Annotated in this window: 17 protein-coding genes; 15 read left to right on the top strand and 2 right to left on the bottom strand. The window is 43.1% G+C overall.

Annotation, left to right across the window (positions count from 1 at the left end; all coding sequences use genetic code 11):
• The 4 genes from HC965_RS22350 to HC965_RS22335 all read left to right on the top strand — a co-directional run bounded on the left by HC965_RS22350 (nucleotide 1) and on the right by HC965_RS22335 (nucleotide 4,968).
• Nucleotides 1-423, top strand: a complete 423-nt coding sequence (locus HC965_RS22350) for a Fur family transcriptional regulator (protein WP_191033548.1) — start codon at nucleotides 1-3, stop codon at nucleotides 421-423.
• 252 nt (nucleotides 424-675) lie between these two features.
• A complete protein-coding gene (locus tag HC965_RS22345; RefSeq protein ID WP_191033547.1) occupies nucleotides 676-1,914 on the top strand; it encodes a hypothetical protein in 1,239 nt (412 codons plus the stop codon).
• 103 nt (nucleotides 1,915-2,017) lie between these two features.
• The gene (locus tag HC965_RS22340; RefSeq protein WP_191033546.1) at nucleotides 2,018-4,087 is read left to right on the top strand and encodes a TonB-dependent receptor; all 2,070 of its coding nucleotides are present in this window, start codon (nucleotides 2,018-2,020) and stop codon (nucleotides 4,085-4,087) included.
• 2 nt (nucleotides 4,088-4,089) lie between these two features.
• The gene (locus HC965_RS22335) at nucleotides 4,090-4,968 is read left to right on the top strand and encodes a DUF4249 family protein (protein WP_191033545.1); all 879 of its coding nucleotides are present in this window, start codon (nucleotides 4,090-4,092) and stop codon (nucleotides 4,966-4,968) included.
• 106 nt (nucleotides 4,969-5,074) lie between these two features.
• Here the strand turns inward: HC965_RS22335 and HC965_RS22330 are convergent, their stop codons facing one another.
• Nucleotides 5,075-6,076, bottom strand: coding sequence for a malate dehydrogenase (locus HC965_RS22330; RefSeq protein WP_191033544.1), 1,002 nt, complete (start codon nucleotides 6,074-6,076; stop codon nucleotides 5,075-5,077).
• A 198-nt stretch (nucleotides 6,077-6,274) separates the two neighbouring features.
• Here HC965_RS22330 and HC965_RS22325 point away from each other — a divergent pair, with 198 nt between their 5' ends.
• From HC965_RS22325 to HC965_RS22310, 4 genes are all read left to right on the top strand, one after another.
• Entirely contained in the window at nucleotides 6,275-7,114 is an 840-nt protein-coding gene (locus HC965_RS22325) for a S1 RNA-binding domain-containing protein (RefSeq protein WP_191033543.1), read from the top strand.
• Nucleotides 7,115-7,229: 115 nt separating this feature from the next.
• Nucleotides 7,230-7,907: a DUF4476 domain-containing protein gene (locus HC965_RS22320; protein WP_191033542.1), complete on the top strand. Its 678-nt coding sequence runs from the start codon at nucleotides 7,230-7,232 to the stop codon at nucleotides 7,905-7,907.
• A 30-nt stretch (nucleotides 7,908-7,937) separates the two neighbouring features.
• A complete protein-coding gene (locus HC965_RS22315; RefSeq protein ID WP_191033541.1) occupies nucleotides 7,938-8,618 on the top strand; it encodes a DUF4476 domain-containing protein in 681 nt (226 codons plus the stop codon).
• A 14-nt stretch (nucleotides 8,619-8,632) separates the two neighbouring features.
• Nucleotides 8,633-9,988, top strand: coding sequence for a hypothetical protein (locus HC965_RS22310; protein WP_191033540.1), 1,356 nt, complete (start codon nucleotides 8,633-8,635; stop codon nucleotides 9,986-9,988).
• Nucleotides 9,989-10,015: 27 nt separating this feature from the next.
• Here HC965_RS22310 and HC965_RS22305 read toward each other — a convergent pair whose 3' ends face one another.
• The gene (locus HC965_RS22305; RefSeq protein ID WP_191033539.1) at nucleotides 10,016-11,968 is read right to left on the bottom strand and encodes a biosynthetic peptidoglycan transglycosylase; all 1,953 of its coding nucleotides are present in this window, start codon (nucleotides 11,966-11,968) and stop codon (nucleotides 10,016-10,018) included.
• A gap of 219 nt (nucleotides 11,969-12,187) precedes the next feature.
• Between HC965_RS22305 and HC965_RS22300 the strand changes: the two genes are divergently transcribed.
• The 7 genes from HC965_RS22300 to HC965_RS22270 are packed head-to-tail and all read left to right on the top strand — an operon-like array spanning nucleotide 12,188 to nucleotide 21,255.
• Nucleotides 12,188-13,612 carry a leucine Rich Repeat gene (locus HC965_RS22300; RefSeq protein WP_223854987.1) on the top strand — a complete coding sequence of 475 codons (1,425 nt, stop codon included), beginning with the start codon at nucleotides 12,188-12,190 and terminating at the stop codon, nucleotides 13,610-13,612.
• Between the two features lie 21 nt (nucleotides 13,613-13,633).
• Nucleotides 13,634-15,010 (top strand): C4-dicarboxylate transporter DcuC, encoded by a 1,377-nt coding sequence (gene dcuC / locus HC965_RS22295; protein WP_191033604.1) that lies wholly within the window; start codon nucleotides 13,634-13,636, stop codon nucleotides 15,008-15,010.
• 18 nt (nucleotides 15,011-15,028) lie between these two features.
• Nucleotides 15,029-16,174 carry a beta-aspartyl-peptidase gene (gene iadA / locus HC965_RS22290; protein ID WP_191033538.1) on the top strand — a complete coding sequence of 382 codons (1,146 nt, stop codon included), beginning with the start codon at nucleotides 15,029-15,031 and terminating at the stop codon, nucleotides 16,172-16,174.
• An 18-nt stretch (nucleotides 16,175-16,192) separates the two neighbouring features.
• A complete protein-coding gene (locus HC965_RS22285) occupies nucleotides 16,193-17,563 on the top strand; it encodes a porin (protein ID WP_191033537.1) in 1,371 nt (456 codons plus the stop codon).
• Nucleotides 17,564-17,570: 7 nt separating this feature from the next.
• Complete coding sequence (locus HC965_RS22280; RefSeq protein ID WP_191033536.1) at nucleotides 17,571-19,094, top strand: M14 family metallocarboxypeptidase; 1,524 nt, start codon at nucleotides 17,571-17,573, stop codon at nucleotides 19,092-19,094.
• A gap of 32 nt (nucleotides 19,095-19,126) precedes the next feature.
• Nucleotides 19,127-20,356: a porin gene (locus HC965_RS22275; RefSeq protein ID WP_191033535.1), complete on the top strand. Its 1,230-nt coding sequence runs from the start codon at nucleotides 19,127-19,129 to the stop codon at nucleotides 20,354-20,356.
• Nucleotides 20,357-20,361: 5 nt separating this feature from the next.
• On the top strand, nucleotides 20,362-21,255 hold the full coding sequence (locus HC965_RS22270) for a hypothetical protein (RefSeq protein WP_191033534.1): 894 nt from the start codon (nucleotides 20,362-20,364) through the stop codon (nucleotides 21,253-21,255).
• Nucleotides 21,256-21,317 lie beyond the last annotated feature (62 nt).

The following is a 21,317-nucleotide window of genomic DNA, read 5'->3' as shown; positions in this document are numbered from 1 at the left end:
ATGGAAGAGAATATTTATTTGGATAAGTTGGCACGAAGAGACATCAAGCCGACGGCAATAAGGCTTCTCATACTAAAGAATATGATGGAAGTTGGACGTGCGGTATCATTGCTTGATTTGGAAACTCTGCTGGATACGGTGGATAAATCGACCATATCCCGGACAATAGCCCTCTTTTTGTCTCATCACCTTATACATAGCATAGATGACGGAAGCGGTTCGTTGAAATATGCTGTTTGTGACAATTCCTGCAATTGTGTGGTGCAGGATTTACATTCACATTTCTATTGCGAGAAATGCCACAAGACATTCTGCCTGGAAGGCACGCATATTCCTGTTATTGATTTGCCGAAAGGGTTTACTTTGCATAGTATAAACTATGTATTGAAAGGGATTTGTCCGGAGTGTTCTTCTCGAAAATAATTGTTTTTTTATACTTTGTGATATGAAAATTGGAAGTTACTTGTTAATTTTGACATGATAATCACTGTTTTCTATAATTTAAGCGCCTATACGACCCATTTAGGCGTTTTTTTTATTTTAATCATTTTTTTATGAAATAAAATATTCCCAACTTTGCAGAACCATTAAGGTTTATAACTATTCTATGCAAAATATGCGAGTAGTGGGGATGGCATAAATATGTGAATATAACATTTTTAAATGCATTAAAATATGACTGGAAAATTGAATTTATTGATTCCTTGCCTGATGATGGCAATGGTAACATTCACAGGGTGTGGTGACGACAATAATGATGGCCCGACAGGGGGAAGCGTATTATCAGCCGAACAAAGCAAAGAGAAACTGAGTGAAATAGGTCAGAATCTGATTAGCTTGATAAATGCTGACGATCAGAAACAGTTGGCACGAGTAGGGGATTATTTCTCGGAAATTGCAGGTTCATTAGATATTCAGGAAAAAGAAAGTATGCAGCAAATGGTACATTCCCTGGTAGCTGCTTCTCAGGGAAATATGGCTAAGGTGTATTCTTTGGCTGCTATGGATAATGAAATATATCAGATCAGTGATTATTATGGCATTTATACCTATAATAAACAGAATAATGACTGGGATAATGTAGAGTCGACTTCGGAACTTACATTTAAATTTGGCTATGAGAACAAGGATGCTGAAATAAAAATTGCAGCTACCGGCAATACTACAGATATCACTTACGATGGTGTTACTGTGAAAGTTCCTGCAAAACTTACAGCTACTATCAAGTTGGGCTCAACTACACTGACTTCTTTTGAAATTGCTACGGCAAATGTAAGTAACGCTCCGAGAAAAGCGGATATCACAGCTAACATAGATGCTAGCGGTTATAAGGTAGCTGCAACAGTAAGTGCGGGACCTCAGGCTGTAAAGGCTGGTTATTCAATAACTATAAAAGATACGGAAGTAGTAAAGGGTGAAGGCTATTTGAATGGTAGCAATATGACTGCGGATGAAGGTAAGGATGAGAACATAGCAAACCGCTTTAATGACGCTCGCATAGAAGCTGTTATAATGGGTGAGGCTACTGTTGCTTTACAATGTAGCAGTTATAAGAATTTAGCTCGTGAGCTGGAAGAAGTTGAGGACCTGTATGATACTGAAGCGGAATTGTGGGGTGAGTCGCAGAAAGCTGCGCAGGCTACTGCAAATGTATATAATAAATATCTAAACGGAAGCCTGGCATTCGGTGGAAGTGATGAATCATCTGCCACTTTTGTATTCCAACCCTATATATATTATACATCTTCGTATGGAGGGAAACGTGAGTATTGGGATTCAGAACCTCTGTTGAAGTTTGGAGATGAGTCTTTGATTAGCTTTGACAATTATTTTGACGCAGCTTCCGGTCCATTCAAGTCTTTGGCTGATAGTTTCGACGCATTAGTTAGAAGTTTTGAAGGATTCATTGAATAAGAATGGGGTATCGATTAGATAAATGTGAATAAATTGCGGGAGACCGGAGAAGGGAGATTATTCTCTTCTTCGGCTTTCTTTTTATAGATTAGGCGAATTGAATGTGCTAAGATACATACTTGTAGTACTGTTTGCGGGATTGATGGGCACAAATGTATGTGCTCAAACGGAGACACATAGCGATGATACTATCCGAACCGATTCAATCTGGAAGATTCAAGAGGTAGAAGTCGTGGCTTCAAAGAAAGTGCCTGTGCTGCAACGTAGCGCAAAAGGCGATTGGAAACTTGATCCGAATGCTGTGAATTTCATGCCTCGTATGTTGGGGGACAGTGACCCGATAAAAACCTTTCAACTATTACCGGGGGTGACTACTGCCGGAGAATTGAACGGTGGACTTTATGTGCACGGAAGCGAACCGGGGCATAATCTTATATGCATAGATGGTGTGCCTGTGTACAATTCCTCACATCTGCTTGGTTTCTTCTCTATATTTAATAACGATCATTTTTCTTCTTTTTCATTGAATAAGTCTTACCAGCCGGCAGACCGGGGAGGAAGGCTGGCGGCTGTAGTGGAAATGACTCCGCGTGATTCGATTGTGCAACGGGCAAGCGTGTCCGGCAATGTAGGCATACTGGCATCAAGAATTACGGGCGCAATACCGGTAACACCAAACAGTGCCCTTTATCTGTCTGCAAGAGTCACCTATGTGAATCCTGTCATCTCTCTGATAGAAGGTGGTTTTGAAGATAACACAAGGCTTCGTTATGGATTTCAGGACTATAATCTTACTTATGTATGGAAGCCGGATTCTAAAAACAAGATAGTACTGAACAGTTATGTCGGCAATGACTTGCTGAAACTGAAGGAACATCAATATCAAGTGGACTTCAAAATACAGTGGCTCAATGCTATTGCTTCTTTGAAGTGGGAGCATCGCTGCAACGAAAAAGTGTCTCTGACACAAAGAGTCTACATGACGCATTATCGCACTAATCTGCGAGCGAATCAAAATTCATTGAATATGACTATGCCTTCACGATTGACGGACGTAGGATATATGGGAAATGCAGATTGGCGTCTGGGAACATGGAAAATAAAGTCGGGCGGAACTTTTATTCACCATATACTACGGCCTCAATACCCCGAGTCGGTGAATATCTTCGAAGGAATCAATGCCGGAAATCCCGGCAGATACGAAATGGAAGAATTTGTCTTGTATGCCGAAGCAGAGAAAAAATGGGGAAACCTGACAATGGATATGGGGTTGCGTTATAGCGGTGCGATGCAAAATGATTGTTATAATGGTGGAGCGGAACCTCGTATTCGTTTGGAATATGAACTGCCGGAGGATAGGATATTGAGCCTTTCTTACCAGTTGAACAGGCAATATATGAATCAAATCACCGTATCGAGTGCCGGATTACCTATTGACTTTTGGATGCCTTCGACGAAAGATATATCAGGACAAAAAGTTCATTCGTTGGATGTCTCTTTTTTGCAACCGTTTCCGGGAGGGGATTACGAACTACTGGTGGAAGGTTACTATCGGAAACTCTATCATCAAACGATATTCAATGGTGGCTTATTGGATATGTTTAACCAGACATATCGGATTGAGGATCATGTGCTGACCGGAGAAGGACGTAACTATGGCGTGGAACTGATGTTGAAGAAAAGTAGAGGGCGCTGGAACGGATGGATTGGGTATACGCTTGCTTGGGCTGACCGTCAATTCCCGGAATTGAGAGAGGGAAATACGTTTCCGGCCAAATATGACCGGAGACATAATGTGAATGCAATGGTTCATTATACGCTGGATGACCATTGGGATTTTGCCATGACATTTGTGTATGCTTCGGGTAATGCAGTGACGTATCCAAGGGCTATGTATATGATAGGTGAGAATGCGGTTTGTGTATATGACGAGTATAACAGTAGTCGTATGCCGTCTTATCACAGAATGGACTTATCGGTGAATTATTGGTTGGGGCATAAGAAAAACAGTTGTATAAATCTGTCGCTTTACAATGCCTACATGAGACATAATCCGGTTTTTGTGCAAGTGGACGTAAAGCCATCAAAAGATAACGCTGGTTTGCTTATCAAGAAAAAGAATATGTCGCTTTATAGCCTGTTGCCTTCAGTCAGTTATATATTTAAATTTTGAAGATGATGAAAGCACTTTTATATAGTTGGGTAGTTGTTTTGGTTGTGGCTTTAGTATCATGCGACCCGGACTGGGATTTTGATAGTGACTATGAATCGGAGGTAGTAGTGGAAGGTGGTATTGAAGCGGATGGATTCGCCAAGGTTTACCTTTCTCAAAGTAAGATTTTGAATAGTACATGGGATAGTATAGCAGTTTCTAAACTGCCTGTGACGAGCGCTAAAGTTACTGTAAGCGATGGTGACCAGACAGAAATCCTGGTGGGAAGAATGGATAAGGGCAGGTTGCCTTATTTTGTCTATACAGGTTCGCAGATACGGGGAGAAGTAGGCAAGGTGTACACATTGACCGTCATATACCGGGGAAAAGAAATAACGGCACGTACCACCATCCCCAAACCGGTTTTGCTGGATAGTATACGTTTACAGCCAACTGAAGGGTGTGATACTCTTTATCAGGCTACTGCATATTTTAAAGATCCGGCTGGTGAAGCCAACTATTATAAGATTTTTACCCGGGTAGAAGAGAAAGATAATGATTATTACAATGCTTTTATGGGGACATTCTCTGATGAAATATTAGTGCCACCGGTTGCGAAGACTGAGGTTTACAGAGGATTCAGGCATACGGAACTCAACAAGTATACTCCTTTCTTTATTCCCGGTGAGAAAGTGGGAATTTGTTTCTCCCAAATCACAGAAGAAGGCTTTCGCTTTTGGAGCCAATATGAAAATGAAGTAATCAATAGTACTAACCCGGTATTTCCCAATACGACTAATTTGCCTGGTAATATAAATGGTGGACTTGGTATCTGGATGGGATATGGAACTGCTATTTATCATGTTGAAGTGAAGAATACCTGTTATCATTACGAATATTGATAATTCAGATTTTCTTTTTCATATCTTTTTGCGGTAGAATAAAAAATGCCGGAACTCCGATAAGCGAATTATCGTTGAGTTCCGGCTTTCTGCTAATACTGTTTGTTTAATTGATATTGGGATTTAATGCGTGCCAGTCTTTGATGGCAGGGATAATTCCCATTTCGATCACTTCGTCACGAAGTTTGCATAGATGTTCGTAGCTCTTTTCCAGTTCCGCTTGTTCGGCAGGAGTTCCGGCTACTTCCTTATAGGTAACGCCATCTTTAGTAATTGAAGTTTCCATTGCCATCATGATATGGTCAAATTTGCCGTTGGAAACATAAGTTCCGGCAGGCCAGCGGAAAGGTTGTCCACCCATGGCGGCGGCAATCATTTCGATAGAAAGATAAGCCGGACTTTGGAAAGAAGAACGTCCGCGAAGGTCGATGATGTGCTTTCCACCCTGGATAACACGTACTTTCAGTGCTTCCCATTCGGCCAGCGGGAGACGGGTAGTACCGATGAAATCGGTCAATGGTTCTCCTTTTATTTTGGTGGTAGATGCGAATACAGCCATTTGCTCGCCATGGCCGCCGTAGGTACGGCAGTTCTGAATGTCGGAAGCGGGGATATGGAAGTATTTCACTAATTCGTTTTGCAGGCGGGTGCTATCCAAAGCGGCGAGTGTAGAAACCTGTGAAGGTTTCAAGCCTGAATATAATAAGGTAATCAGTCCGGTGATATCCGCCGGATTAAAGATGACAACGATATGTTTTACATTCGGACAATATTGGCGGACGTCTTTACCAAACTGGGCGGCGATTTCTGCATTTCCTTTCAGCAAATCTTCACGAGTCATACCTGCTTTGCGGGCTGCTCCACCGGAAGATACGATATAGGCTGCTCCGGTCAATGCTTCCTTAATGTCCGATGTATAAGTAAGATTGACGCCTTCAAAGCCGCAGTGATACAATTCTTCTGCCACTCCTTCCAAAGCAGGAGCGAACGGATCATACAGGCAAATATTCGGAGTAAGTTTCATCATCATGGCTGTTTGCGCCATATTGGAGCCGATCATTCCGGCAGCTCCTACAATCGTAAGTTTCTCGTTGGTTAAAAATTCCATAAAGCTTAATATATTTAAAGGTGAATAACTTCTTTTTCTTTCTTTTTGCCGCTACAAAGATAACATATTACAGTCCTGATTGTTCATAGCAAATAGTTTTGGCTGATAACGAAAAGTTATAGCAGGTTGATAGAAAGTTCTGTTCAAAATAAACTATCTTTGTATTTAGTAAATAATAAAATAGAGTAAAATAAAAATATGAGCATCGAATTAGGAAGGTTCAATCAGCTTGAAGTTGTGAAGGAAGTAGACTTCGGCATGTATCTTGATGGTGGAGAGGAAGGTGAGATTTTGTTGCCCACCCGCTATGTGCCTGAGGATTGTAATATCGGAGATTTTTTGAATGTGTTTCTTTACCTGGATATGGATGAAAGGTTGATAGCGACGACGTTGACTCCGTATGTGCAGGTCGGTCAGTTTGCTTGTCTCGAAGTATCGTGGGTAAATGAATACGGGGCTTTTCTGAACTGGGGACTGATGAAGGACTTGTTTGTTCCGTTCAGGGAACAGAAGATGAAGATGCAGGTGGGGCGTAAATACGTGGTTCATGCGCACCTGGACGAAGAAAGTTATCGCATTGTGGCTTCGGCAAAGGTGGAACGTTATCTGTCGAAAGACAAACCGGAGTATGCTTCGGGTGACGAAGTGAATATCCTTATCTGGCAGAAAACAGACTTGGGCTTTAAGGCTATCATAGATAATAAGTATAGCGGCTTATTGTATGAGAATGAAATATTCAGTCCACTGGAGACTGGGATAGAGATGAAGGCTTTTGTGAAACAGGTGCGTGAAGATGGCAAGGTAGACTTGATGCTTCAGAAACCGGGTTTCGAGAAGATTGATGATTTCGCGAAAACATTGCTGGATTATATCAGGGAGCAGGGGGGACGAATCAGCTTGAATGATAAAAGTCCGGCGGAAGATATTTATGATACGTTCGGTGTGAGTAAGAAAACCTTCAAGAAGGGGGTGGGCGACTTGTATAGGAAACGTTTGATTTCCCTGCATGAGGATGGCATCACTTTGGCGGAATCCTAAACAGAATAGGGAAATCCCTACATATGAATAGAGAGAATCATTGGGGTGGGGAGTTTCCTCACCCTATTTTTGTGGTATAAGATTAAAGATATTAATAATAAAAACTAGATATGCTATGCGTAAGATAATAATAAGTTTCTGTATCCTGCTCGCTGCTCTTTCCTTAAAGGCACAATCTATCAGCGGAATCCGTATCGACGGCGGAAACACTCCGATTCTTGTTTACTTTGGCGGAAATCAGATATGTATGCCGACTACCACTTGCTTCGTGGCTAATTTGAAATCAGGATATTATACCGTTGAAGTGTATTCTACCCGCTTTTCCCGTCCGGGAGAACGAGTATGGAAAGGGGAGAGATTGTACAACGAACGCGTTTATTTCAACGGGAACGGAGTAACGGAAATTGTGGTGGATGGACGCGACGAGATACGGCCGGACAACAGACCCGGACGTCCGGGACACGGTGGACATCGCCCGAATTATGATCAATATGATAGAGTGATGAATAGTCAACTCTTTAATACATTCCTTAATAGTGTGAAGAAAGTGCCTTTCAAAGATGATCGCATGACGTTGATTAATACAGCTTTGGCAAGTTCGGATTTCACTTCAGGCCAATGTCTTCAATTGACGAAACTTTATACCTTTGATGATGACCGGATGGAGATTATGAAGATGATGTATCCCCGGATTGTTGACAAAGAGGCTTTTTTTACAGTCATTGCTACGTTGACATTCTCTTCCAATAAGGATGAAATGAATGAGTTTGTGCAGAATTACGGAAGACGTTGATATTGGTTAACTAACTAAAACGATACAGTTATGAAAAAGATACATATTATCCTGTGTTTGGCAGTAGGGCTACTGGTCAGTAGTTGTTTTACGAGCTACGTATCCACCAAACAAGTGATGAACATACATCAGGGAATGTCTCAACGGGAGGTAGAAGCAATTTTAGGTAAACCCGACTACCGGCGCTTTGACGGGGATATGGAAGAGTGGGAATTTCGTCGTAATAGCGGAACGCCTGTCTTGACTGAAGAACCGATGACGATTATCGTCCAATTTTCCAATGGTGAAGTGTTAAGCATGGATACATTCGGAGGTTATGGCAGACCTTCACCGCATCCGGTTGTTGTCCCCCCGCCTGTCAACAATACCGTTCAGGTCTTTCCCGGCAATGAACCGGTTAAGGAAATACGGTTAATGACTGATAAGGAGTTTGAAAACTTTATTGATAAGTTGAAATTCACGATTATGAGTGATGACCAAAAGAAGTTGATTAACGGTATGCTGGGAAACCATGATGTAACTTCAACTCAATGTGTGGCAATAGTAAAAGAATTTTCTTATACTCCCGATCAAGTGGATGTGATGAAGATGTTGTATCCGTATGTCAGGGATAAGCAGAATTTTAATAAGGTGATTGATATCTTATTCACTAATATATATAAAGATGAGGTGCGTAAGTTTATTAAGGAGTATCATCAGAATAATAAATGATAGGAGGTTGAATTATGAAGCGAATACTGTTTTTACTCTTTGCTGTCGGTCTGGGTGCCAGTATGACCGTGATGGCTGGAATGAGTACCAGCAAAGTGCGTAAGGAAACACGTTTTCTTACGGATAAGATGGCATATGAGATGAGTCTGAGCACTCAACAATATAATGATGCATATGAGATTAATTACGACTTTATTTATTCTGTCCGTAATATAATGGATTATGTGGCACGTGGTTATGAATGGGCATTGGATGATTACTATGAAGCATTGGATATTCGTAATGATGATCTTCGTTGGGTATTGAGTGATGTACAGTATCGCCGGTTTATGGGAGCTGATTATTTCTATCGGCCGATATACGTAACCGGAGGAAGATGGAATTTCCGTGTTTATGTCAATTATCCGAATCGTAGCTTGTTCTATTTCGGAGTACCTTATCATTATCGTACTTATTGTGGAGCACATTATCGCCCGTATATCCATCATACAAGTTATTATCGGGGGCGGTATAATAATTTCCACCATTATTCCACGCCGCATCGGGTGAGGGATGAGAGAGTATATCACTCTTATCGCCGTTCGGATTTTGGGTCGGTTCATTTCCGTCCGAATTCTTCCAATCGTCCGCATAATGCGCCTACCCGTCCGGGAGTTGCTGTACGCCCGGGAAATTCTTCCCGTCCGGGTTCATCGACTACTACTCGTCCGGGCACGTCAACCCGACCTGGAACAACGACACGTCCCGGGACATCGGAACGTCCTGGTTCCTCATCGCGTCCTGGCAATTCTTCACGTCCCGGAACGTCAACAGGTTCTCGTCCCGGAACAGAACATAGACCATCAACTTCTACCAGACCGTCGACTCCGACCGGAAATGAAAAACCGAATAAAGAGGTTAAGCCTGATAGAAACAATAACAGAGGCGAGGGAAGTTCTTATCGTCGACCGGAAACGAATTCAAGCTCATCTGGCTCAAGTCGTAGACCAACAAGTGGAAGCTCGACTACTTCAAGTTCCAATCGTGAAAGCGGACGTACAAATAGTAGTTCAACGGGAAGCTCAAGCAGACGAAGTGAAAGTAGTTCCTCTAGTAGAAACAGCAGTTCCGAAAGAACCAATAGTTCTTCCAGTCGGGGAACCGGTAGTTCCAGCCGTAGCAGCAGTAGCACCAGTTCCAGCCGGGGGAATAGTAATTCCGGTTCTGCTCGAAGCAGCAGTAGTTCAAGTTCTGCCCGAAGCAATAGTAGCTCCAGCCGGAGTAATGTTTCCAGCGGACAAACAGAAAAACGTTCTTCTTCAGGAAGTACGAGAAGCAGTAACACAAGCTCTTCCCGTTCATCAGAAAGAAGTAACGGTTCAAGAAGATAACCTATTCCTTTATTATTAATATCATTATCATTGCTCCTCAGCGGTAGGAGAACTAGACTCCGGCTTTTCGCCGGCTAGACTATTCCGGGCATCGCCCGTAACTTGGATATCGGGGCGGATACTATCCGCCTCGATTTCATTTATCAGCCCTTTCTGTGCGAGACGTCCGGCAATCAGTTTATAGTAGCCTTCCATAGTCTCTTTCAGTTGTCCGTCTTCGGTGAAGGAACTGCGGAAATGCTTTGGCTTGGGAATGATGGAAGCAAGGAAGATACTTTCTTGGGTGCTTAGTTGTGAAGGACGCTTATTGAAGTAAAAAGCGGAAGCTTCCCGGATGCCGTAGATAAGTGGTCCCCATTCGGCAATATTCAGATATACTTCGTACATCCGTTCTTTTGAAGTCAGTCTTTGGCTTTCTATAAGCCATACGATAAGTGCTTCTTCCAGTTTGCGGGCAAAATTCTTATTTCTGTTCAGGAATACATTCTTCACTAGCTGCATTGTAATCGTACTTCCACCACGGGCAAAGCGTTTTACTTGCAAATCATAAATCAACGCTTCGCGTAAGGCATCGGGCAGAAAGCCATGATGATAAAAGAAAGCTCCGTCTTCGCTTTGCATTACGGACATTCGCAGAATAGGTGAAATGCTGTCCAAAGGAGTGAAATGTTCCCAGGAAGGTCCGATAGGGAAAGTGCGTACCGGTATTCCGTTTTCATAAGCCGTATATATAAATTCACCTGACATTTTGGAAAGCGGCGTAGTGCCGAATTCTATAATCCGGAAATTCTTCTCTTTTAGTTCCGATTCTAGTTTAAGGCTGTCCAGTTGGGCAAAATCAATATCCAGCAAGAAGTGATAAGCTAATTCGCCGCTGGTTTTCATGCCTTCCAGGTTATTGAATAATCCTTTGGGTAAGGAACTGAACAGGTTATCTGCCGGAAACCATGGCTTATCGACGGCTGCGGTGAAATGCCAGTTCCCTTTTTCTTTTTCGGCACGTAAGTAAGGATGAAACTGGAGTTTGTTGAATGCGACGGTGGTAGTGCTGTCCAGTTCGAAAGCATGGTTACTCACATTCATTTGATAGCTAAGTTGTCCACGGTCAAGATGGATCACTTCGGGAGAGAGGGCTTTGTGATAAACATCCAATCCGTTTACTTTGGCTTTTCCATTAAGAAATAGTTGGTTATCGGCACGTTTCTCTTTGGTCATGCTATAAGACAGGGTGTCGAAAGTGACTTCTGCTCCAAAACGGCGGGTAATATAAGGTAGTGATACTTTCTTTTTCTCCGGGGCAAAGAGAGTTGCTTTTAATGTATGCACTTTCCTGTTCAGTTCTCCTGTCGCTTGCCATCGTTGTTGTGAGAGCGCATCTTCTTGAATTTTAATCGCTGATTGAAAACGATTCTTCTCAATAACGAAAGACGGGATATGTACTGCAACAAAATTACTATCTTTGCGTTCGGTTATATCAAGGTTGATAAGTTGGCCGTTTTCGGGCAGGAAACCGTAAATCAGGTTTAATATCCGGTCAATGCGGCTGGCATAGTTGCTTTCTATGACTGGTTCCGGTTCTGCTTGTTGCTGTCGTTTTAGAAAAAGGAAGTCGTAGTTGGCTATTGTGTCGCGCTTGATAAAGTTGATTGCCAGACCATCCATGCGAACGTTGCGTACTTCGATATTTCCTTTGAGTAATTTCCAAAAGTTTAGTTTTACGTTGACGGATTGCAATTTTAGGAGAGTGTCGCGCTGCTCGGGTACGGCAGAAAGTCCTTGCAAGGCAATCTCGTTGCATCCTTTCATTTGCAGTTGCTGATAGTGAAGTCGCAAGCCGTGAGTTTGTTCGATACGGGCGGTGCGTTTATTAACTATATTACGTAAAATGACATTGCGGAATCCGTAAAGGCAGATGAGGCTGGTAAACAGGATACCGATGGCCGACAGAATGACAATTCTTTTTTTGCTGGATGTTTCCATCTTCTTTTCTTGATGTAGTAATCGTTGCAAAGGTAGATAATAATTCGGGCAACAAAAGGAGGTTTTTTCCCTTTTTAGAATTATATTCATCAATAGAAAGAAGAAAATGCAAAAAAAGACGCTTTATTTGTAATATTAATCTTTTGTTAAGGTCTGTATTAATCTTTTCGTTTACTCGTTAATGTTACTTTTACGCTCAAAACCAATACTTTTGAAATTATGATGCGAATGAACAAACCGATGACTACTGCAATATTTTGCATGGCATTATTGCTTGGAGGACTTTCGTCTTGCACAACAAATGATGTGGAAGATATACAAGGAAATGGTGAACAAGACCTTTATGAAATTAAAGATCGTGCGCTGGGGGAATACCTTGTTTATAACTGTAGCCGTACAGATGAAAATAAGCTTCCTTATGAAACGGCTGTTGCGGAAGATGGTAAATTCTATCTGAACACAAAGAAGGCCGCTACAGTTGAAAACCTCTATTTGGTGAAAAACGACGCACAGGTTTCTAAGTTGGAGAGTGCGGGATTGGCTACTGCTGCCGTGAAAATTGTAGATATGGACGGTTTGCAGTTCTTTACCGCTCTAAAGACATTGAAGATTACTTCCAATTTGATTGAGCGAATGGCGTTGACCGCTTTGACAGAGCTTGAAACTGTGGAGATGAATAACAATGTCATTGCATCATTGGACTTGTCACAGAACACTAAGCTGGTTCGTTTTCGTTATGGTGGAACCGCTTCAGCCGCTGCGTCTACTAAACTTTCGACCATCAGTTTTGCAAATTGTAATGTGATAGAGCATATTTATTTGAAGAATCAGAATTTGCAGGAGGGTGGTTTTATCCTTCCTGAAAACTATTCGGCACTAAAGGAACTTGATTTAAGTAATAATCCGGCTGCTCCTTTTGCTATTCCGGATGATTTAATAGAGCAGTTGACTCTTAAAGAAGGAGTGGTTGCCGAATCAGAAGGTGGAGGTGAGGAAGAGGATGAACCATACACGATTTCTGATAAGGCTTTCGGAGAATATCTTTATTATCTTTCGTCCAATGAGAATGCTTCTAATAAGTTACCGGAAGGTCTTGTGGTGAAAGAAGGTGCTGAATATCAACTTAATAAGAATATTGCGGCTACTGTAACAACATTAAATGTAGCAAAAACAGCCAGCGCTATCACTGAACTTACTACATCACAGCTTGAAACGGCCGCAGATCCGATAGGTTCTGTAGATGGCCTGCAATTCTTTACTGCATTGGTGGAATTTACTGCTACCTCAAATAAGTTTACCGAGTCGCTTCCGATTACCGGATTGGAGAATTTGGAAGTGCTGCAAGTAAATACGGCAGGTGTAAGTTCTTTGGATTTGAGCGGTAATCCCAAATTGCGTATTCTGAATTGTAATGGTAGTACGAAAAGCGGATATGGTACGTTATCGACCATTAACCTTTCACATTCATCTAATTTAGAAACTCTTAATCTGAAGAATAATAAATTGGCAGAGATCAACGTTGCAAATCTTACAAAATTAAAGGATCTCGATTTAAGCGGTAATCCTGGTGCAAATTTCAAGATTCCGGCGGAAATATTTAATAATTTGACCACTACTAAGAATAAAGGCGTAGAAGCTGAATAATTACTAATAAAGAATACTATGATGATATATATTGGTGCATTTATTTCCTTACAGGTAATTGTATTGGTGGCCTATTGGCTGATGAAAAAGAATAATCCGCAAGGCGTATTGATGGTGGCTGGTATCTTGATGTTGACTCTCAGCATGCTGCTTGGCATGCATTCGATGAGCCTTACCGAATCGACAGGTACAGCCGTCTTTGACCTTTTCCGGATTATAAAAGAAACGTTCTCATCTAATATGCTTCGTGTCGGTCTGATGATTATGACTATCGGCGGTTACGTGGCTTATATGAAAAAGATAAAGGCTAGTGATGCGTTGGTTTATGTATCTATGCAGCCGTTGGCAATCTTCAAGAAGTTTCCTTATATCGCAGCTTCCATCGTGATTCCTATCGGACAAATGCTTTTCATTTGTACACCGAGTGCGACGGGACTCGGATTGCTGCTGGTTGCTTCGATTTTCCCTATTTTGGTAGGCTTGGGAGTGAGTCGTCTGACGGCGGTTTCAGTCATTTCGGCCTGTACTATTTTTGATATGGGGCCAGGTTCGGCTAATACAGCCCGTGCGGCGGAACTTGTCGGTCAAAATAATATGCTCTATTTTGTAGAACACCAGCTCCCGCTGGCTATTCCGCTTACTATTTTGCTAATGATTGTTTATTATCTCACTAATCGTTATTTTGACCGCAAGGATCGCCAATCAGGACGTTCACAACCTGAGATGGTAGATACGAAAGATTTCAAGGTAGATATTCCATTGATTTATGCCATTCTGCCCGTGTTGCCGTTGTTTTTATTAATAATCTTCTCGAAGTATGTGCATTTGTTTGACCCACCGATTGAGTTGGATACTACTACGGCAATGTTTGTATCTTTGGCAGTCTCCATGCTGTTCGAGTTGATAAGACTACGCTCCTTTAAAGCTGTATTTGCGACTGTCAAGTCATTCTGGGAAGGTATGGGAAAGGTATTTACCAATGTAGTAACCTTGATTGTAGCCGCAGAAATCTTCTCCAAAGGCTTAATCAGCCTCGGCTTTATTGATGCTTTGGTGGAAGGATGTACAAGCTTGGGCTTCTCAGGAGTTTTGGTTTCTATCGTTATCGTCCTGATTCTGTTCCTGGCTGCTATCCTGATGGGAAGTGGTAATGCTTCTTTCTTCTCGTTTGGTCCGTTGGTTCCTTCCATTGCTGCCAAGGTAGGGATGGCTCCGGTAGATATGATATTGCCTATGCAACTGGCATCCAGTATGGGACGGGCAGCGTCACCTATTGCTGGTGTAATTATTGCTATTTCAGAGATTGCCGGTGTGTCGGCTGCTGATTTGGCGAAACGCAATATAATTCCAATGGCGATTACATTGATTGCCATGATGGTAATTCATTTCTTTATCTAACAAGTAATACAGACTATAATGTTCAAACTGATTCAAAATATACATCTTTATGCTCCTGAAGACAGGGGGATGAATGACATACTGATTTGTGGTGAAAAGATTGCTTGCATCGCGCCCCATATTGATATTCGGGGACTTGAAGTAGAAGTGATTGACGGAGCGGGCATGAATGCAGCTCCCGGTTGTATCGACCAGCATGTGCATATCATTGGCGGTGGCGGTCAGACCGGGTACTTCTCCCTGGCTCCCGAAGTTCCGCTGAGTCGTTTGTTGGCTTGTGGAACGACTACGGTAGTCGGACTGTTAGGAACCGACGGTTTTGTGAAACAATTACCGGCATTGTATGCCAAGACCAAGGCATTGTGCATGGACGGTATCTCAGCCTATATGCTCACCGGCTATTACGGTCTGCCTACTCCTACATTGACAGACTGCATTGCCAATGATTTGATATTCATAGATAAAGTAATAGGCTGTAAAATCGCCATAAGCGATGACCGTAGTTCCTATCCCACCAAAAGTGAACTGATGCGTATCATCCAGCAAGTACGCCTGGGTGGTTTTACATCTGCCAAAGGCGGAGTGATGCACGTTCATTTGGGAGCCTTGCCCGGCGGAATTGATGTCCTTCTTGAAATAGCCCGGGAATATCCTTCATTAATTAGCTACATTTCTCCCACCCACATGGGACGTACACACGACTTATTTCTGCAAGGAATTGAATTTGCCCGCATGGGGGGAATGATTGATATTTCCACAGGTGGAACCAAATACTGTGAACCCTATGAAAGCGTACTCGAAGGATTGAATGCCGGAGTATCCATTGAACAGATGACTTTCTCGTCAGACGGCAATGCCGGAGTTCGCCGGAAAGACCCGGTGACAGGTGCCGATAGCTATACGGTAGCTCCACTACACCGGAATCTGGAACAAGTAATTCGCCTGATTGTAGATGGCGGAATTGCGCCTTCAGATGCTTTCCGGCTAATTACTACCAATCCTGCCCGCACAATGAAATTGAAAGGAAAAGGCGAAATCAAAGAGGGATGGGACGCAGACATTACTCTGTTTGACGATACCTGGAAATTGCAAGGAGTCTATGCCCGTGGTGCGGAAATGATGCACGAAGGTAGTGTAATACGTAAGGGGAACTTTGAAATGTAATACTAAAACGACATTGGAATGAAAAAATATCTATTATTCCTGATAGGACTATTTTTGCTTCTTCCGGCAATGGCACAGACAGACGAAGGTAGTGATGATGCCGAGACAGTGGAAGCCAGCGATGAAAGTGTGTCCGATATCAGTACGAAAGTGGCTCTCCATCGGTATAAGATGGGAGACGGTATACGGCTGACAACACAAGGTGGAAACAGACTGGTCATCAGCGGAATGGTGCAGACTTCAGTAGAAAGCCGCCGCTTTGAAGATGTAGACAAGATGTACAACCGCTTTCGCGTAAGACGTGCCCGCGTACGTTTTGACGGAAGTGTATATCACGATAAACTGCGTTTCCGTTTGGGACTCGACTTGGTGAAAGGTAGTGAAACGGACGACGATTCCGGTTCGTTACTTATGGATGCCTATGCAGCTTATCGTCCCTGGGGTTCTAAATTTGTCCTTTCATTCGGGCAACGTTCTACTCCTACGGACAACTACGAATTACAAATGAGTTCACATACTCTGCAATTCGCCGAACGTAGTAAAATAACCTCTGCATTCAGTACGATTCGTGAGGTGGGTGTCTTTGCCGAAAGCTCTTTCAGAGTAGGTAGCCAGGGACTTTTGCGCCCCTCGATTGCCATAACCGACGGAGCCGGCCCGATTTCGCAAGGCAAACGTTATGGTGGATTGAAGTATGGTGGACGACTGAACTACCTTCCTATGGGAGCTTTCCGTTCAATGGGCGGAAGCAGGGAAGGGGATATGGCCTACGAACTGACTCCGAAATTGTGTGTCGGCGTTGCTTACAGCTATTCGGACGGTACATCCGACCGTCGTGGCGGCCGCAGTAACGGGGATTATCTTTATATGAACGACCGTGATGAAATCGAACTTCCCGATTATGCCAAATTTGTGGCTGACTTTGCCTTTAAGTACCGTGGATTTTCCATGCTGGGCGAATATGCCAAAACATGGGGCTATGTTCCTTCTTCTATCACGAAGCGGGTTAGGGAAAACGGCACCACCGCCACCACTTTTGAAGTGAACGGAGAACAGAATGTGGACGCTTATATTAAGAATAGAATGATGCTTGGGCAAGGATTTAATCTTCAGGCAGGATATATGCTTCGCAGCCTTTGGAGTTTCGACCTGCGTTATACATATCTGAAACCGGACACCTATTCATATATGAATAACAATCTGTATTTCAACCGACACAACTTCTATGACCTGAGTGTATCCAAATATCTGACGCGCAATTATGCCGCCAAGATACAACTGACCGTCGGACTGGCTCGCAGCAACGGTGAAAACCGTACTCCTGATAGTGCACACACATACAATGGTAATGAGTGGATAGGCAATTTATTATTCCAATTCAAATTCTGATAATGCTATGAAACGAATTTTAATCATACTCTGTCTCTTGTTGTCCGGACTTCCATTCTATGCTCAACAGACTGGAAAGGTGACAGCCAAGTTCTTTCCGAATCCGCAGGTTGACATTGATACACCTGCTTTTGCAAAGAAGCACGGTTTTACGACTTATCGTGAATTGATGACTTTCCTCCACGATTTGGCTACGGCTTACCCCGAATTGATAAACCTTCAGATAGTAGGCCGCACCCAGCGTGGACGTGACATCCCGATGATAAAGGTCAGCAATGGTGGAAATGATAAGTTACGGGTGCTTTATACGGGTTGTGTACATGGCAACGAGCCTGCCGGCACGGAAGGATTGCTTTATTTTATGAAGCAACTTACCCGTGACCCGCAATTGGCTGCTTTGCTTGACAAAATGGATTTTTATATAATCCCTTCGGTTAATATCGACGGAAGTGAACAAGGTGAACGCGTAACTGCGAACGGCATAGACCTGAATCGTGACCAGACGCTCCTGTCTACTCCCGAAGCGCGTACCTTGCAACGGGTTGCCTTGACAGTGAAACCTCATCTGTTTATCGACTTCCACGAATACAAACCTCTCCGGGCTTCTTACGAAGAAGTGACTAACGGATTGCTGGTCACTAATCCCAATGATTTCATGTTTTTGTGGAGCAGCAACCCGAATGTATCTCCTGCATTGCGTTCTGCTGTCGATGAATTGTATGTGCCCGAAGCTAGTCGTATGGCAGATGCGGAAGGACTGGTACATCATACTTATTTTACGACAAAAAGTAATCGGGGGGATATTATCTTTAATCTCGGCGGTTCTTCCCCTCGTTCGTCAACTAATATCATGGCATTGCGCGGAGCTATTTCCATGTTGATGGAAGTACGTGGGGTCGGTTTGGGTCGCACTTCCTACAAGCGGAGGGTTTATACTACTTATAAGTTGGCCGAGTCTTTTGCACATACCACTTTTGAGCACGCCGACCGTATACGGAGAGCCGTAGATGAAGCCGATCATTATAATGGTGATATTGCGGTGACTTTCCGTTCGAAAGCTGCTTCTGATTATCCGTTGACTTTCATAGATATGCTTGCCTGCAAAAAGGTGACTGTCCCCGTTGAGGCTCGTATTGCTCCTGAATCGGAAGTCGTGCTTACCCGTGAACGTCCTGTTGACTATTATTTGGATGCAGACCAAAGTCGCGCTGTCGAAATATTGCAGAATTTTGGTGTGGAACTGGAACGGTTGGAAGCTCCACAAACGATTGATTTGGAGTGCTATACCGTGACAACTGCTTTGGAAAGCCATGACCTGGTAGCCGGTATTTTACCTTTGAACGTAAAAACAAGCACCGAGACACGTGCGATTACCCTTCCGGCCGGCAGCTATCGTATTTCCATGTCCCAACCTTTGGCTACCCTTGTGACCGTATTGCTGGAACCTGAATCGGCCAATGGTTTCGTCAACTACCGAGTGATTGACGCCAAGGTAAATAACACACTGGGCATCTATCGGAAAATGAAATAGATTAATTAATGACGATAAATAGAATACAAGATATGAAAAAGATAATAGCAGGAGTTTTCTCCTTAATTTTGGCTACTGGTCTGAATGCACAGACAATTGGAAACGAGGCGTTTCCGCAACTGAAAGATGGTTTGCTCGACCTGAATTTAAAAACACCTGGTCAGAAACTGCGTTTCGGTGGTTATCTGCAAGGTTCGGGTTATTATACCGATATTAAAAATGCGGAATCGGAATACGGCTTTGACGTTGACCATGCTTATTTGAGTCTCGAAGGTTCATTCCTGAATGAGAAGCTGGGCTTCTTCCTGCAAGCGGATTTCGCGGACTCTTATCCTCTGTTGGATGCATGGGTTTCATATACTCCCTGGAAACAACTGAAAATCAGTGCCGGACAGAAGCAGACTTTTACCAACACCCGGCAGATGATGATGCTTGACCAGGGACTTGCTTTCGGTGAACATTCATTGCTCGACCGCAGTTTCTCACGTACAGGCCGTGAATTGGGGTTGTTTGTTGAAAGCCGCCTGTCATTGGGAAAAATCGGATTTGATTTGGGAGCTGCTGTTACTTCCGGTGACGGACGAAATTCGTTCGGTTCGTCAAGTACCGACCCTGATTTGGGAGGACTGAAATATGGCGGACGTGCTACTTTCTATCCGTTAGGCTTCTTTACGAGCGGCAATGAAATGGTGTTTAATGATTTTATTCGTGAAAAATCTCCGAAATTGGCAGTCGGTGTGGCATATAGCTATAATGTCGGTGCCAGCAATGCTGTGGGTGAAGGCCATAAGGACTTTCTGATGTATGATAAAGAAGGAATAGCTGATTATCCCGATTATCGTAAATTATCTGCCGATTTATTGTTGAAGTGGAATGGCTTTTCCTTGTTGGCAGAGTATGTCAATGCTACCGGAAATGATTTGAACGGGTTATATATACAGCAGGATGAAGGCGCGAAACTGAAACCACGCCAGATAGCCAATTATTTAGCTTTGGGAGATGGATTCAATGTACAGGCCGGTTATCTTTTCCCGAAATTATGGGCATTAGATGTAGCTTATAGCAAAGTGAATCCTGAATGGGAAGAAACAGAACTGAGTATTTTGCGTAAATCGGAGAATGTAACGTTTGGTGTATCTAAGTATTTCCATAATAATACGTTCAAAATGCAATTGGCAGGCTCGTATACTTCTTATAATCAATTGGTGGGTGCGGGCTCTAAGGAATTTCAGGTTAAGTTGAATCTTCATATTCTCTTTTGATAGCGATGCGTATAGTCAATATTTTGATTTTAATCACATATACTATCCTGATGGCAAGCTGCTTCAAGGATGATAAACCGGAATCTTTGGGAGAAACTTCTACGTTTCTCCCGGGAGACGGCATCGTTATCTATTCGGGATATGCTCCGTTGGCGGACAGGCCGATTCGCGTGCACTTCCATATTCCCGTGGACGGTGATATGAAAAAGATGCCTGTATTGTTTGTATTTCCGGGACTGGAGAGGAATGCGAATGATTATTTAGGCGCTTGGCGTACGGAAGCGACCAATCGAAATGTGATGGTGTTCGTTTTCGAATTTCCTTCGGATACTTATTCTACCGAACAGTATATTGAAGGTGGTATGTTTCAGGGAAGCACGCTGCAAGACCGTTCAAAATGGACATTTTCTATTGTAGAAGCAGTCTTTGATGCTGTTCGGAAGGATACGGGTTCTTCACGAAGCAAGTATGATATGTGGGGACATTCGGCAGGTGCGCAGTTTGTACACCGGTATGTGACGTTTATGCCCGATGCCCGTATCGACAGGGCGGTGAGCGCGAATGCGGGTTGGTACACGGTGTCCGATGTGGATATTGCCTATCCTTATGGTCTGAAAAATACAGAGGCGGCAACCTCTTCCCGGCAGGAATCCTTGTTTGCACGTAAACTGATTGTTCATTTGGGTACGGCGGATACTGACCGTAGCGGATTGAACACTTCGGCGGGTGCCGAAGCACAAGGTGCGAACCGCTATAAGCGTGGTACTTACTATTATGCTGAAGCGAAACGTATTAGTACCAAAGGTGGATATACTTTGAACTGGACTAAGTATGAGGTAACAGGTGTCGCCCATGAGTTTGCCAAGATGGCGGCAGCAGGAGCGAAAGTACTCTATTAAGTAGGACTAAAATTTTGAGTCGTCGGTTAAATGTCTTATTTTTGTTGACCTATTATTCATAC

The organism is Bacteroides sp. GM023 (assembly GCF_014750685.1).
Taxonomy (GTDB): domain Bacteria; phylum Bacteroidota; class Bacteroidia; order Bacteroidales; family Bacteroidaceae; genus Bacteroides.
This window is presented reverse-complemented; position numbering and strand designations above follow the sequence as displayed.